The following is a 21483-nucleotide window of genomic DNA, read 5'->3' on the forward strand; positions in this document are numbered from 1 at the left end:
GACCCTGAAGGACGGCGTCAGTCGTCCTTCTTTTTTTGTGCGGACAGCTTTTCTGCTGCAAACACATCCTCAACAAAATCCATGGACTTCCAGTCCGGGTCTGGCGGCGTGTACCCGTCCTTCGGGACATAAACCGACGCCTCCTCCGACGCCAGTGTCGGTATATATCGCGGGCAATTTGGGAAAATATGTTCGGCTGTCACCCGGATCAACCGTTTGGCGCCGGGCAATCCTTCCAGCGCTTCCGCGCTCTCGTCTATTTCCGCAAGGCCGTTTATCCGCAGCCGCGCCGCGTTATTGAATTGAACCTGATCAAAGCGGATAAACAACAAGCCCACCCGCGGATTAACCGAGATATTACCAAGACTGCGATACATCCGGTTGCCATCATAATCGGGCCAGGCCAGGACATTGTCGCCGATCACCCGAATAAAACCCGGCTCCCCGCCCTTGAACGAACAATCGACGCTGTCGGGGGTCGCCGTCGACAAAAAGAAAAACGGCGTGCTATTGATGAATTCCCGGTCCGCCGAATTGAAAACTTTCCGCATGCGATGGGTTTCCAGCCGATCGGCCACCTTGCGCCCTTCATATTTATCCTGAAGCTGCCGCATGCCGTCGTGATAGTAGACCATCCTGTTTCTCCGCTTTTATTGCCGCCCACTTATGTGGATCGTTGGTTGGCAGAGTAGTGCATTAGCCGAGAAGCGCAATATGAGGGGACCGGTTTTTTAGCTGGAGCTGCCCTCGATTTTCAGGGCGGCCAGTTCAGCCCGAAGCTCGCGGACTTCTTTCAGGATCAGCCCGGTTTCATGTTTCATGGCATCCCGTTCCGCATGGGCCTCAATCGCATGCTCTGATTGCATGGCATCGACGATCACCCCGATAAACAGGTTAAGAACCGTAAACGCGGTCGCAATGATAAACGGCACAAACAGCATCCAGGCATAGGGATACTCAGCCATTACCGGTCGGACAATTCCCATGGACCAGCTTTCCAACGTCATGATCTGGAACAGTGTGTAGGAGGACTCGCCAATGGAGCCAAACCATTGGGGAAAGCTCGCCGCGAATAGCTTGGTCGAGATAACGGCGAACACATAGAAAATCAGGCCGAGCAGCAACAGGATCGATCCCATGCCCGGCAAGGCGGACAATAATCCGCTGACAACCCGCCGCATGGCCGGTACGGAGGAGACCAGGCGCAGCACCCGAAGGATCCTGAACGCCCTCAAGACGGACAACGCACCGGATGTGGGGATTAGCGCAATGGAGACGATGATGAAATCAAAAATACGCCAGGGGTCACGCCAGAACCCGCGAAAATCTGCGATCATTCGGGACACAAGTTCAATAACGAAAATCGCCAGAATAAGCCGGTCGATATACAGCAGAAGATTACCGGTGTTGGCCATGATGGTCGGGCTTGTTTCCATTCCCAATGTCACCGCATTCAAGGCAATCAGGGTCAGGATAAATTTCTCGAAGGCAGGCTTCGCCAATACCTGCTGCAATTTCTGTCGTAGGGTCACAGCACTATCTCACCATCATGTTAGGAATACGGGCATATGCCCTCCGCATATAGGGAGGTCACAAGCCAGCGTCAACGATGTTATCCGGATAATTGGAATAGAAAAAATTCGCTCCGTCATCTAATAACCAAAGACCACAATGCGTCGCGTGATGACATCAATTCCGTTACCTGTTAAATTTGCTTACTTCGTCGCAATGAAACGACACCGGAGGATATTCAGTGACTCAAATTCCGCAGAAGGGCATCGTCGTGGATTTCTACGACACCCACCCGATCAACGAGCAACAAATCCTTGAAAAACTACGTAAGGACGGATTTGACACGGCATCAGTTTCGCAAGATATCTTGCAAAATTATGATCAGGACCATTACGGCGGTGTCGCAGCCAATGATGCCCTGGCAACCCTTGCCGGTCTCGATGATAGCTGTCATCTGCTAGATGTTTGTTGCGGCATGGGTGGGCCCTCCCGCTACTTAGCGCAGAATTATGGATGCCGCGTGACAGGCATTGATCTCACTCAAAGCCGGATTGACGGCGCGACACGGCTTACCGAAATGGCCGGACTTGAGAACCTTGCGCAATTCAAATGCGCCAATGCACTGGACTTGCCGTTCGCGGAAAAAACCTTTGATGTTCTCGTCAGTCAGGAGGCGTTCTGCCATGTTCCCGACAAGAACCAACTCATCAAAGAATGTGTCCGGGTGTTAAAGCCGGGCGGACGACTAGCCTTCACCGATATTCTGATCACGGACAAAACGCGCGACGACACAAAGGCGCGCCTGCAGCAGGAATTGACGTTTCAAGAACTCGGCTCCGCAGCCTCCTACCCCCGTGCGCTCGAGGGCGAAGGCTGTGCGGTTCTGGAAACCGAAGATCTCAGTGATCATTGGCGGGTAATTCTGGTAGACCGTTTGGAAATGTTCCGCAGCTTGAAAGATCAGACCATCGACCGGTTTGGCGACGCGCATTACGTCAAATGGGATGACGCCTACAGTTACTTTGTCAGCCTGTTTGAAACCGGCGAATTAGCTGGCGGACGGTTCTTGGCCCGCCGTTAGGACATGGAAACCTGCCCTGACAATCTTGCCATTTGACGAAGACCAATCCATTGCCCAAAAAAATCCTTGTCTGAGGCTCAACATGCTAACCGAGATTACAGGTGAATTTGTCCGGATCGTTTACGCCGATGAAATTGCGCTAACGCTCAATCGCGGTGATCCAGATCGTCCGGCGGCCCGCTTTAACCGACAGGGGCAAGATGCGCTTTATTTAAGCCCCAACGAGGCAAGCGCCCGGGTCGCCATTGGTGAGTATATCAAAGCGACGGACAAACCGCGGGTGCTGTTGCGGTTTGAGATATCGCCCTGCCAACTGTTTGATTTACGCGCCGATAACGCCGCGGCAATTTATGCGCTGGCGGCCCAACCTTGGCAACCGGCACTGGCCCGCGGCGATGAGCCACGATCGTGGCACGCCGCAGATGAACTGCGAACAGCCGGGCATGCGGGCTTGATCGATCCGTCGCGGCAACGTCCCGGCCTCTGGCATATTACGTTGTTCCAGTGGAATGCGCCCGCTGCGCCCAACGTTCGCCTTGTTGGCGATCCCGAACCTCTGGTTATGGGCCGCCGACAATAAACACATCTAGACTTCCGATAAAATCCAGTCGATGAGCAATTGAAGAGAGGGCGGGACCGTTTTGCTGTCCGGGTAAATTAGATAGTAGCCCCATAAACCTTGCCGCTTGTCCCGCCATAGATCAATGAGCTTACCGCTTGCCACATCTGCCGCCACCAGCAATCTCGGGGCCAACGCAATGCCCTGTCCGTTGGCCGCCGCGTCCATGGCGAGAGCCGTCTGGTTAAAGCGCAGCATCCGCCGGGGCGGTTTCCTATTTGCCGCTTCAAACAGGGCTGTCCAATGGTCGTGAGCGTCCTGTATAAGATCAAGCGCTGCAAAATCGCTGACATGCTTGATCGGCTTTACTCTCGTCGCATAGCGCGGGCTACAAACCGCACAAAGATCCAACGGCGACAACAATTCGCATTGATATCCCTGCCCTGTGGGCGGCCTGCCCTGCCGTATAGCGAGATTAACGCCATCGGACTGGAAATTCGCGAGATTTTCGCTGGCAACTGTTTGAACCTCAATATCGGGATAGGTCTCAGCAAAAGCCGCAAGTCTCGGCACCAGCCATTTGGTGGCAAACGACGGCGTGACACTTAACATTAGTTGCGTCGATGCCGGTTGAAAGATCGCGGTTGCCTCGTCGATCATGGCGAAAGCCCGACGCACCGGTCCGTGATACCGCCGCCCGAGAACGGTTAAGGCGAGCCCGCGTGGCTTGCGGTCGAACAACTGACGGCCCAGCGCATCTTCCAATTGCCGCACCTTTTGGGCAACCGCGCCTTGCGTGACATTCAACTCTTCCGCGGCGAGGCGAAAGTTCAAATGCCGCGCCGCCGCATCAAACATCTTTAACGCATTCAGGTTAGGTGTTCGCATAAAACGCCTTTCACGAGCCAGTAGTTTTTCTACAGTCTCCTAGAAGCAAACATGATTAGTCAAGTCTGGTAATTTTTTGCATACTCGGATCAACGGACATTTAAGGAGACCCAGATATGACAACGGCAAAAACAGCTCTGATTACAGCCGGTGGCAGCGGCATGGGCGCAGATGCCGCCCGCAAGCTTGCGGCCGATGGTTTCAAAGTCGGCATTCTTTCCTCGTCGGGTAAAGGCGAGACTCTGGCGCAGGAGCTCGGCGGCGTTGGTGTGACCGGGTCTAACAAATCAGTTGAAGACATACAGAAGCTTGTCGATCTGGCCATGAGCACCTGGGGGCGCATCGATGTTGTTGTGAATTCCGCCGGGCATGGGCCGAAGGGCCCGATCATGGAGATCAGTGATGACGATTGGCATGAAGGCATGGAGGTTTATTTGCTGAATGTGATCCGCCCGACCCGCCTAGTGGCGCCGATCATGGCCAAGCAAGGGGGCGGTAGTATCATCAATATCTCCACTTTTGCGGTGTTTGAGCCAGACCCTCTCTTCCCGACATCCGGCGTGTTTCGCGCTGGTCTGGCGAGCTTTACCAAGTTGTTCTCCGACAAGTTCGCCGCCGATAACGTGCGCATGAACAATATCCTGCCGGGCTTTATCGACAGCCTGCCAGAAACTGAAGATCGGCGGGCGCGCATCCCCATGGGACGTTATGGCCGGGCGGAAGAGGTCTCTTCCCTGGTCGGGTATCTCGCCTCCGACAACGCGGCCTATATTACAGGACAGAACCTGCGGATAGATGGCGGACTGACCCGGGGCGTCTGACGCCGCCGCAATACCAACGCAGAAGGGCCAGATTGATCGGTCGGACCAATTAGTCCGGGGCCATTTGAAATCTATCCTGTAATCCCATAGACGGATGTTCCGCAACGTCCGTCTGATTCTGTTTCGGGTCCTGGTCTTGATCGCGGTCTTCCGCATCCCAGCGAAACGCAATCTCGTTGATGCCTTTCAGCACCACATGTAATTCCCGGCCCCGTTTGGTCAGAGAATAATTGACCGTGGGCGGCACTGTCGGCTTGTACTCCCGATGGACAAGGCCGGAGGCTTCCAGTTTGCGTAATCGATCGGTCAGCACCTTGGCGGAAATATCCGGCATGCGCGCCGCAATTTCTCCAAACCGCAGGACTTTTTCGTTATCCAGCACCCAAAGAAGATAGGTCGTCCACGGCCCCATGATCTGTCGCAAGATATTATCCATCGGGCATTGATTATGATTTTGTATGACGGTCATCACAATATTTCCTGTTTGTTACGCCAATTCAACGTAAAATCCATTACTTACCAAAAGGTAACTACTTGCTAAAAGTAAGTAAAGGAAATAAATCCAATCCACCAAACAAACCACACAGAGAATTTTAAAAAATCAGGAGTCCCAAATGGCGAAAGTAGCAATCATCTTTTTCAGCGGATATGGCCACACGGCAAAACAGGCAGAATCTGTCATTGCCGGCGTAGAAGGCGTCAGTGGTGCCGAGGTTATCTCTATCCAAATCCCGGCAGACGGCAATCTCGACGACGGCGTCTGGGACACGTTGGCCGCCGCCGATGCCATCGTCTTTGGCAGTCCTACTTATATGGGCGGCCCCGCCTGGCAATTTAAAAAATTCGCCGATGAAAGCTCCAAACCCTGGTTTGCCCTTGCCTGGAAAGACAAAATTGCCGGCGGGTTTACAAACTCCGCCTCTGTCAACGGGGACAAATTCTCCACCCTCAGCTACTTCTTTACGTTATCGCAGCAGCATGGCCAGATTTGGATCGGTACAGGCTTGCTTCCGGCCAACACCAAGGCCCATGGGCCCGATGACGTTAATTGGACTGCCGGCTCCTCTGGCGCCATGGCCATCTCTCCTTCTGACGCGTCGCCAGAAGAAGCCCCGCGCGCAGGCGACCTGGAAACAGCGCGACTATATGGCGCCCGCATCGCCGAGTATGCGGTCAAGACACGCAGCTAGTGCCTGCCACAGGAGATCGTCGTTCCCCCTTACCGGCGATCTCCTGCCCTCCCCCATAAAAAACTACTGGCCCTCACGGCCGCGGGAAGAGTAAGGTCTGGCTCAGATCCAACTTATCCCCCACATAGAGAGTTTTCAGGGTGCTGTCTTTTTCCATCGCGGTCTTTTTACTGATCATCACCCCGGGACCAGGCGTCCTGTCGACCGCCGGGGTCGGCGCTGCGTTCGGAAAGCGCGCCGGATTTCAATATGTGGCAGGATTATTTGTCGGCAATAATCTGGTGGCCCTTGCCGTGGTCTCCGGGCTGGCAGCGATTATCTTTTCTGTACCCGCCGTGCGCAACATCATGCTGGTATTGTCGGTGATTTATCTCTGTTATCTTGCCTTTCGCATCGCCTCAGCCGGAGCGAAGATTGCCTTTATTGAAGCCAAAAGCCAGCCCGGCTTTCTGTCCGGCCTCGCCTTGCAGGGAATCAATCCCAAGGCCTATGCAGTCAACACTACGTTCTTCACCGGATTTGCTTTCGCCGGGGACGCTCTACTGGAAGAAACCATCATCAAGTTCATTGTCCTCAATGTCATCTGGGTCCCCGTGCATTTATTGTGGTTGGCGGCCGGGATCAAGGTCAAGGAAATGGAACTTTCCCCGGCTATCCAGTTTCGGGTCAACATGCTGATGGCGACGGCCATGTTGGTCGTGGTGGGGCTGGCCATCTATAACCTGCTGTAACCCCTAACGGGCTTAGGATATTCCCGCCTCTTGTGCCAACAAAACACACGCCGCCAGAAAACACACCGCCGCGGCGCCAGAGGCAAGTGCCCGTATATGGTTCCAGAATACCCAGCGCGTAAGATAGGTTTTCTGCCAATAGGTCGCCGCCGCTGAGCCGCTATGGTCGAATGTTTCCAGCTTGTGGTTCATGGGCACGTTGAATAGCAAGGAGACAACAAAAACACCGCCCAGATAAATGCCTCCGCCGGTCATCAGCAACATAGCCGCTGTCCCGGTCAGCTGGACATAAGCATAGCCTATGAGGAAAGGTGACGCCGCGGCCATACCCAGCAACAGAACAATAAAAAGCGATTTATAAACCTTTTGATTGATCACCTGCATGACCTCAACACCGGCGGCGGTCTTCGCCCCGCCCAAAGACCGCATGATAAAATCAGAAAAGGTCATGAAAACGCCGCTGACCAGCGCATAGGCGATGACGGATATCTGGCAGGTTAAAAAAAACCAGGTTGTTGTCATTTTCTCTCTCCTAAAAATTGGGAAGCAAGGGTTAGTAAGACAGGCCAGGGGACTGATGCAGATAGGCGTCACTGGCGAGTTGTTTCAGCATGAAATCCGCAATATCGGGCGGCGCCATTTTAAGCTTGAAGGACGAATCCAGTTTGCGAAAGCCATGCTGATAAGACCGGGAGCTTTCGCCTTTGGCAAAATTTGAAGGGCGGACAATGATCCAGTCCAACGGACTGTCGCGGACATATACTTCCTGCGCGTTATGATCCTTGAAAAGCCGATGCATCAACAGAGGTACGATAAGATATTTATAGTGCCACGGCAGCAGATCCCAGCTGTCTCCGGCCCCAAGCCCCGAGAGGCAGACGAACCGATTCACACCGGCTTTTTCCATGGCCGCAACGATAATCCGGGTTCCGGCGGCGCGCAGCCCTTCCTTGTTCAATAAAGGCATCCCCAACGCACAAATAACGGCATCCTGATCCTGGACGGCGGCGGCTACCGCCAAAGGATCTAGCACATCCCCATTAATGACGTGAAGATGTCGGGCAGATTGTTTGATTTTGTCGGGTGAACGGGTGAAGGCAGTCACAGTATGGCCGTCCGCCAAGGCTTTATTCACTAAAAGTCGACCGATAGTGCCTGTGGCACCAAAAATTGTAATTTTCATTTGTTTCTCCTCTTTACTTGACAGCGTGTCAATTGACATGATGTCAAATAGGAGGTACTTTACACCATGTCAAGCACTATTTTGGATACACGAACGAGAATTTTACAAGCGACCCTCGACTTATTGTCAGACGGCAAGGCTCATGCCGTGCGCATGACCGACATAGCAAAACAGGCCGGCATCTCACGACAGGCGGTGTATCTGCATTTTGATAATCGCGCAGATTTACTTATCGCGGCTACACTGTATCTGGATGAACTTAAGGGCAGCGATGACCGGCTCATACCAAGCCGGACGGCCAAATCAGGTATCGAACGGTTAGAGGCCTTTGTCGAAGGTTGGGCGAATTATATCCCTGAAATATTTGGAATAGGTAAGGCCCTAATCGCCATGAGGGAAGAAGATGAGGCCGCGGCAACAGCCTGGGATAAGCGCATGCGCGATATGCGTGAAGGCTGTGAGGCAGCCATTCTGGCTCTAAAAAAAGACAGGCAATTACGACCCGAATTTAGCCCTGAAGAGGCGACGGACATTCTTTGGACCCTGATCTCGTTACGTAACTGGGAACAGATGCGGATTGAATGCGGCTGGTCTCAAGAGCAATATATTCGCGTGATGCTGGCGACTGTACGGCGGCTTTTTGTCTGTGATTAATTGACGACGGCATCCGAAATTGCCCGCTTCAGTTCGGCAGCAAACGGATGGAGAAAGGCCATGTTCCGCTGCGCCATCAATAGCCCGGCATAATTATGCTTTGGGGAAAACCACCACTGGGTTCCTGCGATCCCGCCCCACCAGACGTCCCCGATAACAGAATCATTTTGATAGCGCAGGGGTGCCAGGCTGATTCCACTGGCTAAACCAAAGCCGTTCCCAGCCATCTCGCCAATGCCCGCGAACCGAATAAATCGGCCTTCCGGCAATTGATTAACAGTCATCATTGCCAGAGTTTCCGGTTTTAAAAGAGCGTTACCGCCCGGCATTAAAGATCTCATTAGGCGGAGCATATCCGGCAAGGTAGACACTAAGCCCCCGCCGCCGGATTCCCGAGCGTATGGCCTAAGATAAATATCCGGCTTTGGATAATCTTTTACAGCGGTCAGGCCCGGTGTCATGGGAGCCATCAAATCGGCCCCTTTGTACAGAGCAACCAACCGGTCCTGATCAGCTTCGGGCACCCAGAAGCCAGTATCTATCATGGCGAGAGGATCAAAGATCCGGGCTTTTAAAAATGCGCCCAGAGACTGCCCGCTCAGAACTTCTATCAATCTCCCTAACACATCTGTCGCATGAGAGTATCCCCAATTGCTGCCGGGATCGAACATCAACGGAACATCCTCCAGCATGTCGATCAAGTCCGAATTGGAATAATCCGGACCGCCAATATCCAGCGCCGTATAATGTTTTGAAATCAAACTGCCTGGATCCATGAAAGAGTATGTCAGTCCCGATTGGTGGGTCAGCAAATGGCGGATTGTGATGGCGTGCGTTGCCGGGCGTGCCTGGCTGATAACCGTTGCGTCCGGCTCCAGCACCCGGCGGTTGGCGAGCTGCGGCAAATATGTTTCGATTGGATCATCGAGAGCCAGTTGCCCTGCCTCCATCAGCATCAGGATACCCATGGACGTCATCAATTTTGTATTGGAAAAGACGCGAAAGATATGATCGGTGGTGAGCTCTGTTTGCTGTTCGCGATCAGCCCAGCCAGTGCACTGAACATCGACCAGGTCCTGTCCCACCAACACGGCCGACGACACACCCGCCAATAATTCCTTGTCCACATATTTCTGCATGGCCGCATGCAGGGGGCCGAAATCAAACCGGGAATCAACTACGTCGAGGGAGGTCATTTGCATCTCGCCTATTTTGTTCTTCAGATCTCTTCTTAGGATCCGTTGCAGGGGAAATTCGGGCTGCCGAACGGGCAGCCCGTTTATCTCACCAAGCGTAACCGACAGTCAACAAATAGGTTGTGTCATTCTTTTCAGCGCCGGCGCCCGGCGCATTATCCCGATCGAAATTCACCTGAAGTGTGGTTTGGAAATTATCAAAAATCGGTACACGCACACCCGTTTGCGACAGGAATACATAGTCATCGGTATTTTCCAGACCCTGGGTCAGACGATGATTGTGGAAGGCTTCCAGCTGCCAGTCATCATTCAGCACATGGCGAAAGCGCAAAGCCCAAATTGCCGCCGCATAGTCAGAGTTATCACCGTCATAAAAATCTTCCCAGACATAACCAGGGCCGGCCTGAATGGACAGGCTGGTTTTGTTCGTGTCATAGATTTGATACCCCAAACCGGTGGTGGCGGTCGTCCTCAACCGTAAATCGGCATATTTGTCATGCTCGAACGACAAACCGTTATTCCAAAACCATTGTTCAACGATAAAGTGATCATAGGTGTTGAAGAGATTGAAAGTTTGTTTGGTGTTAACGCCTTCGTTATTTTCGTAATCAGCGTTGAGCGCGATAATAACCCGGTCATCGGACCAGCGGAAAGTCCCTTCTCCGTCAACATGATAGGTTTCGGCGTCCGTATTACCCTCTTCCTTCTTGAGTCCAATATTAAAAAAACCAGAATACCTGAGGCCGGACAAATCCGGGGGATTGATGGCCGCGACCTGATCCAGATCAATCGCTTTCGCGCCAGCGGCTGTATCGACCACTTCGAGCTTGTTGTCCGCGGGGGCTGTCAGCGGCCCTTCCAACATCTTGTCATCGTCCAACTGAATGCGAACAGCCTGATCGGTCGTCAGACGGCTGATATCGGCCCAGTTGATCTCTACTTTACCGGCATATTTGGTTTCGAAAACCAACTTGTCTTCGGCTTTGCTGATCACAGTCCCGGTAAGCTTGTCGCCATTTTTCAGAAAGACTTCATCAGCTTGTGCCGCCGCTGAAACACTCAACAAGGTTGCCAAAAAAATTGCCGAAAAGAACCCGGCGCGTGAAATTGCGGACAAACCGCCTCTACATGTACTTGTCATATCCCCCCCACGGAATAGTGTTGCAGCTGCAAAATATGGCATGAAAAAAGAAAGTCAACATGACGGATGACAAATATGATTATTACAACTCATCGCTTGACACGTGGATGCCGCAGGAATGCAGCTTGCCCTTACGGATGGCATTCGGGCGCCAACGATAAAAAAGAAGCAATAAATTTGATGTCGCCGGATTTCAGCAATCACTACGTCGTGCGTCACACGAATCTACTTTTTTGGATCGTATAATCCTCACGCTTTCCAGCGCCGATATATCGTCAACAAAACTCATCCGCTCTTTTGAAGCTTCAGCCTTTGCGCGCTGAAAAGAAATTAAGGCTAGCCGGTATGGACAATCCACCCGGCACAACAAAATTCTGCATCTCGGACGTAATTTTTTCGCTGATCGCTTTTACATCATCCGGGCTGCCGCCCAGTTCTTTCACAACCCGCATCACCGGCCCTACATTGCAGGCAAGATATGTCGCAGCATCAAGTGTCCCCCGATAGAAAAGATCGATCTTTTCACTGGATGCCACTACATCTCGTAACCCGGCATCGCTCAAAATCCCGGAAACCCGGTCTAAATCGGCGAAAGCCATGGGCCCAGGTGCATGCGGATCCCCGGGGGCCACGGCCCCCAACCGATCGATGGCAACGTCTCGCGGTATCCGAAACCAAGGATTCTCATTCATATAAGACCAGCTGACAAAGGATACCCGGCCACCCGGTTTTAGGGCTCTCGTCATATTGGTAAATGCCGCCACAGGATCATTAAAAAACATCACGCCAAACCGTGAGATCAGCACATCAAGACTATTTTCCGTGAAGTCGTGGGTTTGCCCATCGACTAAAAGATACTCTATTGAGGCGGCGTTCTGATCTATGGCAACTTGCTGGGCGCATTCTAACAACAGACCCGAGATATCAGCGCCGATTACGGACCCACCCGCACCCGCTAGAGCAGCCGCATCCCGAGTTGTCGCGCCAGTACCGCACCCTATGTCAAGAATATGCTCGCCTATTTCAATGTTTGTTTTCGCTAAAAGCTGATCCTTGACCGTTTCCAGAAGACTGTCCATTTCATCTTGAAAATCCACCCATTTTTGACCCGCTGCGGAATTCCAATAGCTGTCTTCCATGGCATTTGAATCATTTTTTTGCGTCGGTGAGGACATACAGATCTCCTGTGGAAGGAAAAAAGAAACGGCAGCCTATCAGATAATTCGGCAGACATATACCGCCCTGTCCCGCCGATTTAATATTGCCTTCAACGCCTGCACAGCATAGCCTGCGGCGTTGACAGAAAGGGTAACGTTATGGAAGTGAAAATCCGGCATGCGGTTCCAGAAGACCTTGAGGCCATTCATGAGATCATGCTTTGCAATGGCACCATTCAAGGAACCATGCGCCTGCCCCATCAATCGCGGCAGCATACGGAAAAATGGCTTGAACCTGACGATGGAGTGTATCGCTTTGTAGCGCTTCTGGACGGCAAGGTCTTCGGTTATTCCGAACTTATTACCTATCCTCATTCTCCAAGACACCGCCATGTAGGGGAGATAGATATGATGTTGGTGCATGATAAAGCTCATGGTAAAGGTCTCGGCAGCGCCATGATGCAAAACCTTGTCGATCTCGCGGATAATTGGATGAACTTGAACCGTTTGCATCTGACCGTCTGGACAACCAATCTAAATGCCATCGGTCTCTACAAGAAATTCGGTTTTGTCGAAGAAGGTGTCATGCCCAAATATGCCTTTACGAACGGCGAGTATACAGACGGATTATTGCTTGGGCGGGTCCTCGATCGCTAACGGAGGTCTTACCCAGCCGCTTTTTCCATACTCATGATGTCCCCCGGAATTTCTGCCCAGTCAACCTTGCTTGTTGTCCAGAGTTCTAAATTCGGCTTGAGTGTCGTCGGATCGTCCAAGCTGCCCGCGGCAATAAAGATTACATTGGGAAACATCTCCAATTGAAGATAAATTGACGCACTGCAAGTGGGACAAAAGGATCGAGTTACGCCATTCCCGCTATCGGCCTTTTTATGCCATTGCTTGACCGTGCCTTTGGCCACAGAAAATCCGTCCTTGCCGACCCCGACGCCCGTATAAAAGGCAGTGCCGCTAATCCGCCGACAATCGCTGCAATGGCAATAGTAGATGGTCTTGGGCTCCGCCTCACAATGATAGCGTATATCTCCACATAAGCAGCCGCCGTCAAAAGGTTCGGTCATTCTTCATCCTCCCGATTTTTCGTTCTCCAGAGTGTAAATCAAGATGGCAGGAAAAGGCAAATATGTCGCCCTGGATGTAGATTACGTGACATATACTTTGCCGTGATTTAGGATCAAAATGAGAAACTGACAGAAAAAGAACGGGAAATAAATATGCAGGATCGGTACGGAAATAATGTCAGTTCAACTTCGCAAGCGGCGGTAGACGCCTATGTGGACGGTGTTGATTTATTTCTGGAAGCACAGGCGGGTGGCGATGCGGCATTTGAGCGCGCTATCGCCGAAGATCCATCTTTTGCTTTGGCCCATGTGGCGCTTGCCCGGTTTTTACAATCCATTGCCCGACCTGTGGAGGCCAGAGCCGCGCTGGAAACCGCCCGCGCGTTGGCACCAGATGCTTCTGCCCGGGAACAGGCCCATATCTCCATTCTTGGCCATCTGATTGAAGGGCGAGGCGCTCAGGCCTTCGCGGAAATCAATACACATATCCGGGAGTATCCGCGCGATGCCATGGCGGTCCAGCCCTGCGCCGGGGTATTCAGTCTGATCGGGTTTAGTGGCCGTTCCGGACGAGAGGCGGAAAGTTTGGCATTTTTCACTGCCCTGCAACCGGCGTATGGTAATGACTGGTGGTTCGAGAGCATCCTGGCCTTTGCCCAGACAGAAATCGGCCAGCTGGCGCAGGCCGAAATTACGACGGAGCGGGCTTATCAGGCCAATCCCAACAATGCCAATTCCGCCCATTATAAATCACATTTCCATTATGAAGTGGGCGACATCGACACGGGTCTTGCCTTCCTCAAGGAATGGCGCCCCCGCTACGATCGTGCAGGTATCCTGCATTGTCACCTTAGTTGGCATGAGGCCCTCTGGGCATTGGAAACAGGGGATACGGAAACGGCGTGGCGCATAGTTGAAGCAGACGTCCGTCCGGGCTTCGCGTGGGGCCCACCTGTTAATGTCGTCACCGATATGGCCGCCTTTTTGCTCCGCGCGGAATATGCAGGCGAGGCGCGGCGGGATGATTTATGGCAAGAACTTAGTCAGTACGCTTCTACCTTTTTTGCCAATCCTGGCATCAGCTTCGCCGATGCTCATGTGGCGATCGCTCATGCGCTTACTGGGGACGATATCGCGCTGCGAAAATTGCAGGATAACCCGCCTGGCCCCGCCGGTGATATGGTCAAGGTGCTAGCAGATGTATTTGCTAATTTTGCTAAATCCAGCTGGCCCGCAGTTATCAGTGGATTGGTTCCCATCATGTCTTCGCACGAACGATTGGGGGGAAGTCGTGCTCAGCGCGATCTGGTCGAATTCACTCTCCTTATCGCCCTTATGAAGAATGGTCAGGCAGACGAAGCCCGGCGGCTCCTGTCAATGCGCCGCCCACATATTGCAAACGCCGACTATATTGCCGGTCTCACTGGCGGATAAGGATTTTCAATATGAAATTAAGTGATACCCTCATTGATCAGAAACGTTATCCACTAGATGATTCAGATTTCAGGTCTCGTTGCAAGGCGACTTTGGCCGAGGACGGCGCACTGGTTATGCCGCAGTTTTTATTGGCGGATACCGTCAAGACCATCGCCGCGGAGGGAGAAGCCCATCGGGATCAAGCGTATTTTTGCGATGACCACCACAATGTCTACCTGACGCCACCGGATCCGGATTATGCCATGGATCATCCGCGCAACCGGTTAATTTTGTCCTCCAAGGGATGTATTTCCGACGATGTCGTCCCAGCAGACTCGCCACTTCGCGTTCTATATGAAGCCGAAAAGTTTAAGGATTTTCTCTGTGATGTTCTAGGTGAAGAAGCTCTCTACGAGTACGCCGACCCGCTGTCCTCTATCAATCTGCATTATGCTGATGCCGGGCTAGAGCTGGGTTGGCATTTTGATAATTCTGCCTTCGCGATTACGTTGATGATCCAGGCTCCAGAAGCTGGTGGTGCGTTTGAATATGTCAAAGATCTGCGTGACGCCGATAGTGGGGAAATGAATTTCGAGGGCGTCAGAAAAGTTCTTGATGGTGAACGCACAGTAGAAACTCTATCCATGCCTGCGGGGACGCTGGTGCTGTTTCGCGGACGCAACTCCCTGCATCGCGTCGCCCCGGTTAAAGGATCAACAACAAGGATGCTGGTTGTTTTGGCATATAACAGTCAGCCGGACATCGCTCTGTCTGAATCAGCCCGGCTTACTTTTTTTGGTCGACTAGGTTAATAGTTGCTCGCGCGAATGCCCTTATGCCAGCTTCGCCAGATTAGCGTCCAGGTTTTCATGAAAATGCACAATGGCCTTCTCATAATGACCAAAGGTGAAATGAGTATTGGCATTTGCCGCTAGCCCCAACTGAATGGCGCGTGCTGCTTCGCGATCTTCCTCAATACCCGACGATTTCACGAACTCTGCATCTCGCTCCGCCACTTCCAGATCAACTGGTGTACCATCGGCTTTCAAATTACGCACACGGTAAACAAATGTCTTTGTTTCCGTGGGTGAAATTGGTTCTAAAATGATCAACTGCGTGTGGCTGGATAGCATGGACATATGGGTATTTGGGAACAGCTGATACACATAAGTTGCCATGCCATTAATCCGCCGGTCATCGCGCGGAATATCACGCAACTTGCTAATCCGGCGGAATGGGAAAATAATCCGCGAATTGGTACCGAAATTCTCCACAATGTTGATGTTATCCAGTCCGTAAGGATAGAATGTGCGGTTATGCAGGCTCTTGATATGATATCCCTCCATTGAGGTTTCCGCGATCAGTTTCCAGTTAGCTTCATCAACATGTTCCGTTTGGCTGAACATATCCTGTTCGGGCTGAAAAAATTCAGGAAAAGCATCCAGTGCGCCGTTGGATACCGGATCATCTTGAGTGACGAAAATCAATCCACCCCGCTCTTCGGCCGTGACGGCCACAAGACCGTGCGTCGCCTGATCAAGACCGGGAAATCCATCAGCACCAGGGATATGCTTTAAATTTCCATCAAGACCATAAGTCCAGGAATGGTAGGGACAGACAAACGCCCGCGTGCAGCCGCTATCTTTGGCAACAGCCATACCGCGATGCCGGCAGCTATTTCGGAATGCCCTGACAACACCATCATCGCCACGCACGACAACCAACGGTGTGCCCGCCGCTGTGCGAGCCACAAATGAGCCGTTCTCAGGCAGCGCTGCGGACGGGCAGAAGGGAACCGGCAAACGTCGCAATAACGCAATCTCGGCATCAAATCGTTCTTGCGAGCCGTAATTTTCAACTGGCTCCCGCCAGACACTTTCACCAACATCCGTGGTTTTGTTGTCAATATGCGAAAAAATACGGTCGATTACATCATGGTCGTTCATTACATAGGTCATGGACTAACTCTTCTTATTTGTGATTTTTACCAATTCTACAGCGTTGAAAAGTTTCTGTCCATGCAGCTTGGTACGGCAATATAACCACCTCTGTATCAAATTGTTCCTGACAGCCATAATATCCAACTGGCCCCGGCAATAGCTTTCACCTTTACCTGTGGTTTTGTTATCTATTAACGCTAAAATACGAACAATCACATCATGGTCATTCATCGCTAAATTCATATGCTGGCCCTGCCGTTTTTTTTATTTGTGACCTTTCGACATCTTTGCCTACCATGCACCTATCCGTCGGCACCTCGTCCATAGCCGCGTAGTGCAGATGTTCACACCTGGCGATTTCGGTATTTATCAAGTGCCTGACGTTCCCATTTGCGGCCGAGCAATTTGTATTGCCCGAAAACAACAACAGCATGTAGGGCGATTCCAAGGCCCCAGCCACCGATGACCCAGAGTATCCAGGGATATTCTGAAGAATCGTACAAGTTGAATATATATAGGCAGGGAATGAGGATAGCAGCCATAATCCAGTTAAGGTGAAATCCTTTCAGATTTTCCACATATTCCAAGGCCTGCTGGTCGTCTCGAGTTTGAGATTTAGATTTAGATTTTTCGGGGTTATTTTTAATCATTGGTTTCGGCTCCTGCGCCAAATCGGCGACATCAGTTTCAAAAGCAGCAGCCAGGCTTTTCAGCGTCTCCAATCCCGCACGTTGTCCACCTTCTATTCGCTGGACCGTTCGTACGCTTAAGCCCGAAACCTGGGCTAGATATTCCTGTGACCATCCCTTATCAAGGCGTCGTTGTTGAATATTCATGGGTTCACCGTTTCCTGCATGCCGCGCCCGAACCTAGGCGTTCCGCGCCACCAATGACCACGACACTGTCGTGACAGGACTGTATAATAACAGCTGTCCAGCCCTCCTGTCGATGGAATATCCTCATATCTTTTACCCTGCCCAATTCTGAAAACTGCCTTGTCTAACACAGAATAAAAATCAAAAAACTGGCTTGCAAAATAATAGAATGAACGATAGGTATAAAGAACAAAACAAGAACATTTAATCAGGAGAGATTCCCATGCTTGACCATGTTTCCATCGGTATTACAGATCGGAATAAATCGACGGCATTTTATGATGCGGTACTGCCTACTATTGGCCTGAAGAAAGTTGCCGACTACGGCGAAATTGTCGCCTATGGCCCCTCCAGAGATAATCCATTTTTCTGGTTGTCGGAACAGCCAGACGCCAACAATTCACAGGGTTTCCATTGGGCTTTTCGCGCACCGGATCGTGCATCTATTCACAAATTTCATGCAGCAGCATTAGTCAATGGTGGCACCGACAATGGGGGGCCGGGAAAGCGTGACTATGAAGAACATTACTACGCAGCATTTGTCCTTGATCCTGATGGCAATAAGATTGAAGCTGTCTGCTTCGACGTCGAGTAGGGAAAAAATTTATGATTCGCACAGCTGCAAATGACTGGTACAAAACACGCAAGCTCGGCGACGACATCACCCTAATCAGCGAACCCTTTATCAAGCCCTTTTATCGGTGCAATATCTGGCATCTGCGAGGGCGGGATCGGGATTTACTCATTGATAGTGGTATGGGCGTGGTGAGTCTCCGTACCCATGTACCTCTGGTCACGGAAAAACCGTTGACGGCGGTGGCTAGCCATAGCCATTTCGATCATATCGGTTGTCATCACGAGTTTGAAACTCGTCTCGCTCATCGGGATGAGGCTAATTTGTTAGCAAACCCAACCCGGAAAAATACTCTGGCTGAAGACTATGTGACGGATGATATCTTCGAACAACTTCCGCCCGCTCCCTACAGTTCAGAAAGCTATGTTGTAAAGGCGGCGGCTGTGACCGGTTATCTGGACGAAGGAGATGTGGTGGATTTGGGAGATCGGCGGCTAACGGTCCTGCATTTACCTGGCCACTCTCCGGGGGGTATTGCTTTGTTTGAGGCTGCAACGGGTATTTTGTTTTCCGGGGACACTCTCTATGACGGACCTCTTGTAGAAAATGTCTATCACTCCAATACAGAAGATTACTATATTTCAATGGTCAAACTGCGAGCACTGAAACCGCGGGTCGTACATGGTGGACATTTTAGAAGCTTCGATGGCGCCCGCTTCCGGATCCTGTTAGAAAGCTGGTTCAAGTCTCACGGCGCGTGAAATTGAAAGGAGGATGCAAATGACAGATGGCTGCACTTGGTATGGCGATGATCCATTTTACAAGGCATATCATGATGAGGAATGGGGGGTACCGATTTATGATGGCCGGGCTTTGTATGAAAAACTTATCCTCGACGGATTTCAAGCCGGATTGTCCTGGATCACCATTTTGCGTAAACGGGAAAATTTCATTGCCGCTTTTGACGGCTTTAATCCCGAACTGATCGCGCGCTATGATGATACAAAGATTGAATCCCTCATGCAGGATGCCGGTATCGTTCGCAATCGCTCAAAGATCCTCGGCACCATCGCCGGTGCGAAACTGTTTTTGGAAATTGAGGAGAAAGAAGATGGTTTTTCGAACCTTCTTTGGAACTATCTGGATGGAAAACCAATCCAGAATTCCTGGAAATCCATGAATCAGGTTCCCGCGGAAACGCCGCTTAGTCAGGCCATCTCTAAAGATCTTAAAAAACGCGGTTTCAAATTTGTTGGCCCTACCATTGTTTACGCCTTTATGCAGGCCGTTGGTATGATCAATGATCATGTTGTCACTTGCCCTCGCCACGCGGAAGTGAAATTGCTGGCATGAGTGCCTCGAAAAGAATCCGCGAAGTACACGACCTCACCGGATTAGTGGCTCATCACTATGTCTTGAAGTATGGCGAGCAAGCTGCCTCGATCCTGCAAGAAGCGGCACGAGGATTTGAAGAGAATGACGACCTTCATGGCCGCAATAAAATGCTTCGCCTGCGTGACGAAGTATTGATCCTCGCACCTCCGCTGAAATCTGAATAAGATATCCATAATGGAACCTCGGTTAAAAGCAGAAATTTGGGTAAAAGCCCATATTCGTAAATGTGCCAACTTTAATGTCCCGGTTATGGTGACCCGTCGCGGCGACTCAACGGCCGGATCCGTCCTGATCAAGGTCAATCGCCTGGGTCCCGGCTGTATGGTATTTTCTGCAGCCACTAATTTTGAAGATGGCAGTCGACTATGGCTCAAAGGTACAGGTCCAGATTGGGTAGAAGAATCCGTTGCTGATAGCTATATCGAAAAACAAATCAAATACGACCCTGACCTTTGGGTACTTGAAATCGAAGATCCGGATGGGCGGCCGTTTCTCGATGAAAAAATTCAATAAATATCTTCTTGTCACGGCAAATACTATTTAACCGGTTAATTTACTTTGCACGTAAAAATACATACATTATAATAGCTTACATAGATTATCTTACTCATCAAGTTAAGTAAACTTATGTTCAGGTTTCTATTTACAACTGAGATAATTTCGATTTTTTCACGAAAATTTTCGTTAAGGGCTGACATTCAAGACTGAAATGATCTATCTTCGCATGACCCATGAACTGCTTTGATTTGGAACGCTATCTCGATGCAACAATATCTCGATCTTCTTCGGCTAGTGAAAGACACCGGCGCCCAAAAATCAGACCGAACCGGCGTCGGTACCTACAGTATTTTCGGCCACCAAATGCGCTTCGATCTTACCAAAGGTTTTCCCGTTTTAACGACCAAAAAACTACATTTAAAATCAATTATCCATGAGCTTCTCTGGTTCCTGGCAGGTGATACCAATGTCCGATATTTGCAGGATAACGGTGTTCGTATCTGGGATGAATGGGCCGATGAGAATGGCGATCTCGGTCCTGTTTATGGTCAGCAATGGCGATCCTGGCCCGCGGCTGACGGCGGTGCTATTGATCAAATTAAGAACCTGGTATCTCAGATACAGACCAACCCAAATTCACGGCGCCTTATTGTCAGTGCCTGGAACCCGGCTGAAGTGGAGAACATGGCACTACCCCCTTGCCACTGCCTGTTTCAGTTTTATGTGGCGGATGGCAAATTATCCTGTCAACTGTACCAGCGAAGTGCGGACGTCTTCCTAGGTGTACCGTTCAACATCGCCTCATACGCCTTACTAACGATTATGATGGCCCAAGTTTGTCATCTTGAGCCTGGTGAATTTGTTCACAGCTTCGGTGACACCCATCTCTATTCAAACCATATTGAGCAAGCGAACCTGCAGCTGGCCCGTATTCCTGGTATATTACCGGCGATGAGGATCAATCCGGATATCCAAGATATCTTTGGCTTTACCTATGACGATTTTGATCTAATTGGATATGAGGCAGCAGCCCATATTCCAGCAAAAGTCGCGGTGTAACATTGACCAAGGACGATCCTTTCCTTTCTGCCATTGTCGCCGTGTCAGAAAATAATGTGATTGGCGCCGGAAATGATTTGCCGTGGCGCCTCTCTAATGATTTGAAATGGTTTAAGAAGACAACGTTGGGCAAACCGATCCTGATGGGACGGAAAACCTTTAAGTCACTTCCTGGCTTGCTACCGGGGCGCGCGAATATAATTATCACCCGAGATCCTGAATTCAAGCTAGACGGCGGTATTGTCACCCATAATCTTGACGATGCTATCGCCGCGGGCAGAACAGCTGCACAAGCTGCAGATGCCCAAGAGATCGTTGTTATCGGAGGCGCTGAAATTTATCACTTGGCCCTGCCAAAAATTGATCGCTTCTATTTAACCCGTGTACACACGGAAATTGGCGGGGACACTTACCTTCCCGAGCTGGAAAAGAGCGATTGGGCAGAGGTTTTTCGAGAATTTCACGGAAAATCCGAAAAGGACATGTTTGATTATAGTTTTACAATTCTAGATCGAATTCACCCTTAACATGTCA

Annotated in this window: 28 protein-coding genes; 16 read left to right on the forward strand and 12 right to left on the reverse strand. The window is 51.0% G+C overall.

Going from position 1 to position 21483, the window contains the following annotated elements; genetic code table 11:
* Positions 1–17: 17 nt before the first annotated feature.
* Positions 18–635 carry a pyridoxamine 5'-phosphate oxidase family protein gene (locus V7723_RS07690; protein WP_335683869.1) on the reverse strand — a complete coding sequence of 206 codons (618 nt, stop codon included), beginning with the start codon at positions 633–635 and terminating at the stop codon, positions 18–20.
* A gap of 96 nt (positions 636–731) precedes the next feature.
* Entirely contained in the window at positions 732–1532 is an 801-nt protein-coding gene (locus V7723_RS07695; protein WP_335683870.1) for an ion transporter, read from the reverse strand.
* Positions 1533–1753: 221 nt separating this feature from the next.
* Here V7723_RS07695 and V7723_RS07700 point away from each other — a divergent pair, with 221 nt between their 5' ends.
* The gene (locus tag V7723_RS07700; RefSeq protein ID WP_335683871.1) at positions 1754–2593 is read left to right on the forward strand and encodes an SAM-dependent methyltransferase; all 840 of its coding nucleotides are present in this window, start codon (positions 1754–1756) and stop codon (positions 2591–2593) included.
* An 82-nt stretch (positions 2594–2675) separates the two neighbouring features.
* The gene (locus tag V7723_RS07705; protein WP_335683872.1) at positions 2676–3173 is read left to right on the forward strand and encodes an RES family NAD+ phosphorylase; all 498 of its coding nucleotides are present in this window, start codon (positions 2676–2678) and stop codon (positions 3171–3173) included.
* Between the two features lie 6 nt (positions 3174–3179).
* Here the strand turns inward: V7723_RS07705 and V7723_RS07710 are convergent, their stop codons facing one another.
* A complete protein-coding gene (locus V7723_RS07710; protein WP_335683873.1) occupies positions 3180–4040 on the reverse strand; it encodes a LysR substrate-binding domain-containing protein in 861 nt (286 codons plus the stop codon).
* Between the two features lie 116 nt (positions 4041–4156).
* On the opposite strand from V7723_RS07710, the gene V7723_RS07715 reads away from it, so the two are divergent.
* Positions 4157–4861: an SDR family oxidoreductase gene (locus tag V7723_RS07715; protein ID WP_335683874.1), complete on the forward strand. Its 705-nt coding sequence runs from the start codon at positions 4157–4159 to the stop codon at positions 4859–4861.
* A gap of 49 nt (positions 4862–4910) precedes the next feature.
* Here the strand turns inward: V7723_RS07715 and V7723_RS07720 are convergent, their stop codons facing one another.
* Positions 4911–5330, reverse strand: coding sequence for a winged helix-turn-helix transcriptional regulator (locus V7723_RS07720; protein WP_335683875.1), 420 nt, complete (start codon positions 5328–5330; stop codon positions 4911–4913).
* 145 nt (positions 5331–5475) lie between these two features.
* Between V7723_RS07720 and V7723_RS07725 the strand changes: the two genes are divergently transcribed.
* Together V7723_RS07725 and V7723_RS07730 are read left to right on the forward strand one after the other, a co-directional pair.
* The gene (locus tag V7723_RS07725; protein WP_335683876.1) at positions 5476–6051 is read left to right on the forward strand and encodes a flavodoxin family protein; all 576 of its coding nucleotides are present in this window, start codon (positions 5476–5478) and stop codon (positions 6049–6051) included.
* Between the two features lie 140 nt (positions 6052–6191).
* Positions 6192–6782: a LysE family translocator gene (locus V7723_RS07730; RefSeq protein ID WP_335683877.1), complete on the forward strand. Its 591-nt coding sequence runs from the start codon at positions 6192–6194 to the stop codon at positions 6780–6782.
* A gap of 12 nt (positions 6783–6794) precedes the next feature.
* Here V7723_RS07730 and V7723_RS07735 read toward each other — a convergent pair whose 3' ends face one another.
* Together V7723_RS07735 and V7723_RS07740 are read right to left on the reverse strand one after the other, a co-directional pair.
* Positions 6795–7304 carry an anthrone oxygenase family protein gene (locus V7723_RS07735; protein WP_335683878.1) on the reverse strand — a complete coding sequence of 170 codons (510 nt, stop codon included), beginning with the start codon at positions 7302–7304 and terminating at the stop codon, positions 6795–6797.
* A 31-nt stretch (positions 7305–7335) separates the two neighbouring features.
* Positions 7336–7965 (reverse strand): NAD(P)-dependent oxidoreductase, encoded by a 630-nt coding sequence (locus V7723_RS07740; protein WP_335683879.1) that lies wholly within the window; start codon positions 7963–7965, stop codon positions 7336–7338.
* A gap of 66 nt (positions 7966–8031) precedes the next feature.
* On the opposite strand from V7723_RS07740, the gene V7723_RS07745 reads away from it, so the two are divergent.
* On the forward strand, positions 8032–8619 hold the full coding sequence (locus tag V7723_RS07745; RefSeq protein ID WP_335683880.1) for a TetR/AcrR family transcriptional regulator: 588 nt from the start codon (positions 8032–8034) through the stop codon (positions 8617–8619).
* Here the strand turns inward: V7723_RS07745 and V7723_RS07750 are convergent.
* From V7723_RS07750 to V7723_RS07760, 3 genes are all read right to left on the reverse strand, one after another.
* On the reverse strand, positions 8616–9815 hold the full coding sequence (locus V7723_RS07750) for a serine hydrolase domain-containing protein (protein WP_335683881.1): 1200 nt from the start codon (positions 9813–9815) through the stop codon (positions 8616–8618). The genes V7723_RS07745 and V7723_RS07750 overlap by 4 nt on opposite strands.
* Before the next feature lie 88 nt (positions 9816–9903).
* Positions 9904–10956, reverse strand: a complete 1053-nt coding sequence (locus tag V7723_RS07755) for a DUF481 domain-containing protein (protein ID WP_335683882.1) — start codon at positions 10954–10956, stop codon at positions 9904–9906.
* A gap of 305 nt (positions 10957–11261) precedes the next feature.
* Positions 11262–12131, reverse strand: a complete 870-nt coding sequence (locus V7723_RS07760) for a class I SAM-dependent methyltransferase (RefSeq protein WP_335683883.1) — start codon at positions 12129–12131, stop codon at positions 11262–11264.
* Positions 12132–12272: 141 nt separating this feature from the next.
* Here V7723_RS07760 and V7723_RS07765 point away from each other — a divergent pair, with 141 nt between their 5' ends.
* Positions 12273–12770, forward strand: a complete 498-nt coding sequence (locus V7723_RS07765) for a GNAT family N-acetyltransferase (protein ID WP_335683884.1) — start codon at positions 12273–12275, stop codon at positions 12768–12770.
* An 8-nt stretch (positions 12771–12778) separates the two neighbouring features.
* On the opposite strand, the gene V7723_RS07770 is transcribed toward V7723_RS07765, so the two are convergent.
* Positions 12779–13192 carry a GFA family protein gene (locus tag V7723_RS07770; protein WP_335683885.1) on the reverse strand — a complete coding sequence of 138 codons (414 nt, stop codon included), beginning with the start codon at positions 13190–13192 and terminating at the stop codon, positions 12779–12781.
* Positions 13193–13345: 153 nt separating this feature from the next.
* Here V7723_RS07770 and V7723_RS07775 point away from each other — a divergent pair, with 153 nt between their 5' ends.
* Both V7723_RS07775 and V7723_RS07780 read left to right on the forward strand, forming a co-directional pair.
* Positions 13346–14626: a tetratricopeptide repeat protein gene (locus V7723_RS07775; protein ID WP_335683886.1), complete on the forward strand. Its 1281-nt coding sequence runs from the start codon at positions 13346–13348 to the stop codon at positions 14624–14626.
* 11 nt (positions 14627–14637) lie between these two features.
* Positions 14638–15420, forward strand: coding sequence for a HalD/BesD family halogenase (locus tag V7723_RS07780; RefSeq protein WP_335683887.1), 783 nt, complete (start codon positions 14638–14640; stop codon positions 15418–15420).
* A 21-nt stretch (positions 15421–15441) separates the two neighbouring features.
* Here V7723_RS07780 and V7723_RS07785 read toward each other — a convergent pair whose 3' ends face one another.
* Together V7723_RS07785 and V7723_RS07790 are read right to left on the reverse strand one after the other, a co-directional pair.
* Positions 15442–16566 carry an aromatic ring-hydroxylating oxygenase subunit alpha gene (locus tag V7723_RS07785; RefSeq protein ID WP_335683888.1) on the reverse strand — a complete coding sequence of 375 codons (1125 nt, stop codon included), beginning with the start codon at positions 16564–16566 and terminating at the stop codon, positions 15442–15444.
* A gap of 326 nt (positions 16567–16892) precedes the next feature.
* On the reverse strand, positions 16893–17384 hold the full coding sequence (locus V7723_RS07790; protein ID WP_335683889.1) for a 2TM domain-containing protein: 492 nt from the start codon (positions 17382–17384) through the stop codon (positions 16893–16895).
* A gap of 262 nt (positions 17385–17646) precedes the next feature.
* On the opposite strand from V7723_RS07790, the gene V7723_RS07795 reads away from it, so the two are divergent.
* From V7723_RS07795 to V7723_RS07825, 7 genes are all read left to right on the forward strand, one after another.
* Positions 17647–18018 (forward strand): VOC family protein, encoded by a 372-nt coding sequence (locus V7723_RS07795; protein ID WP_335683890.1) that lies wholly within the window; start codon positions 17647–17649, stop codon positions 18016–18018.
* An 11-nt stretch (positions 18019–18029) separates the two neighbouring features.
* Entirely contained in the window at positions 18030–18758 is a 729-nt protein-coding gene (locus V7723_RS07800; RefSeq protein WP_335683891.1) for an MBL fold metallo-hydrolase, read from the forward strand.
* A gap of 19 nt (positions 18759–18777) precedes the next feature.
* Positions 18778–19350, forward strand: a complete 573-nt coding sequence (locus V7723_RS07805) for a DNA-3-methyladenine glycosylase I (RefSeq protein WP_335683892.1) — start codon at positions 18778–18780, stop codon at positions 19348–19350.
* On the forward strand, positions 19347–19556 hold the full coding sequence (locus V7723_RS07810; RefSeq protein ID WP_335683893.1) for a hypothetical protein: 210 nt from the start codon (positions 19347–19349) through the stop codon (positions 19554–19556). Before V7723_RS07805 ends, V7723_RS07810 begins: the two co-directional genes overlap by 4 nt.
* Before the next feature lie 10 nt (positions 19557–19566).
* Positions 19567–19905, forward strand: coding sequence for a DUF1491 family protein (locus V7723_RS07815; protein WP_335683894.1), 339 nt, complete (start codon positions 19567–19569; stop codon positions 19903–19905).
* A gap of 249 nt (positions 19906–20154) precedes the next feature.
* Positions 20155–20949, forward strand: a complete 795-nt coding sequence (locus V7723_RS07820; protein WP_335683895.1) for a thymidylate synthase — start codon at positions 20155–20157, stop codon at positions 20947–20949.
* A 2-nt stretch (positions 20950–20951) separates the two neighbouring features.
* Positions 20952–21476, forward strand: a complete 525-nt coding sequence (locus tag V7723_RS07825) for a dihydrofolate reductase (RefSeq protein ID WP_335683896.1) — start codon at positions 20952–20954, stop codon at positions 21474–21476.
* The last annotated feature ends 7 nt before the right edge of the window (positions 21477–21483 follow it).

Origin of the sequence: Sneathiella sp., assembly GCF_036960985.1 — a bacterium.
In the GTDB taxonomy this organism is placed as follows: Bacteria; Pseudomonadota; Alphaproteobacteria; order Sneathiellales; family Sneathiellaceae; genus Sneathiella.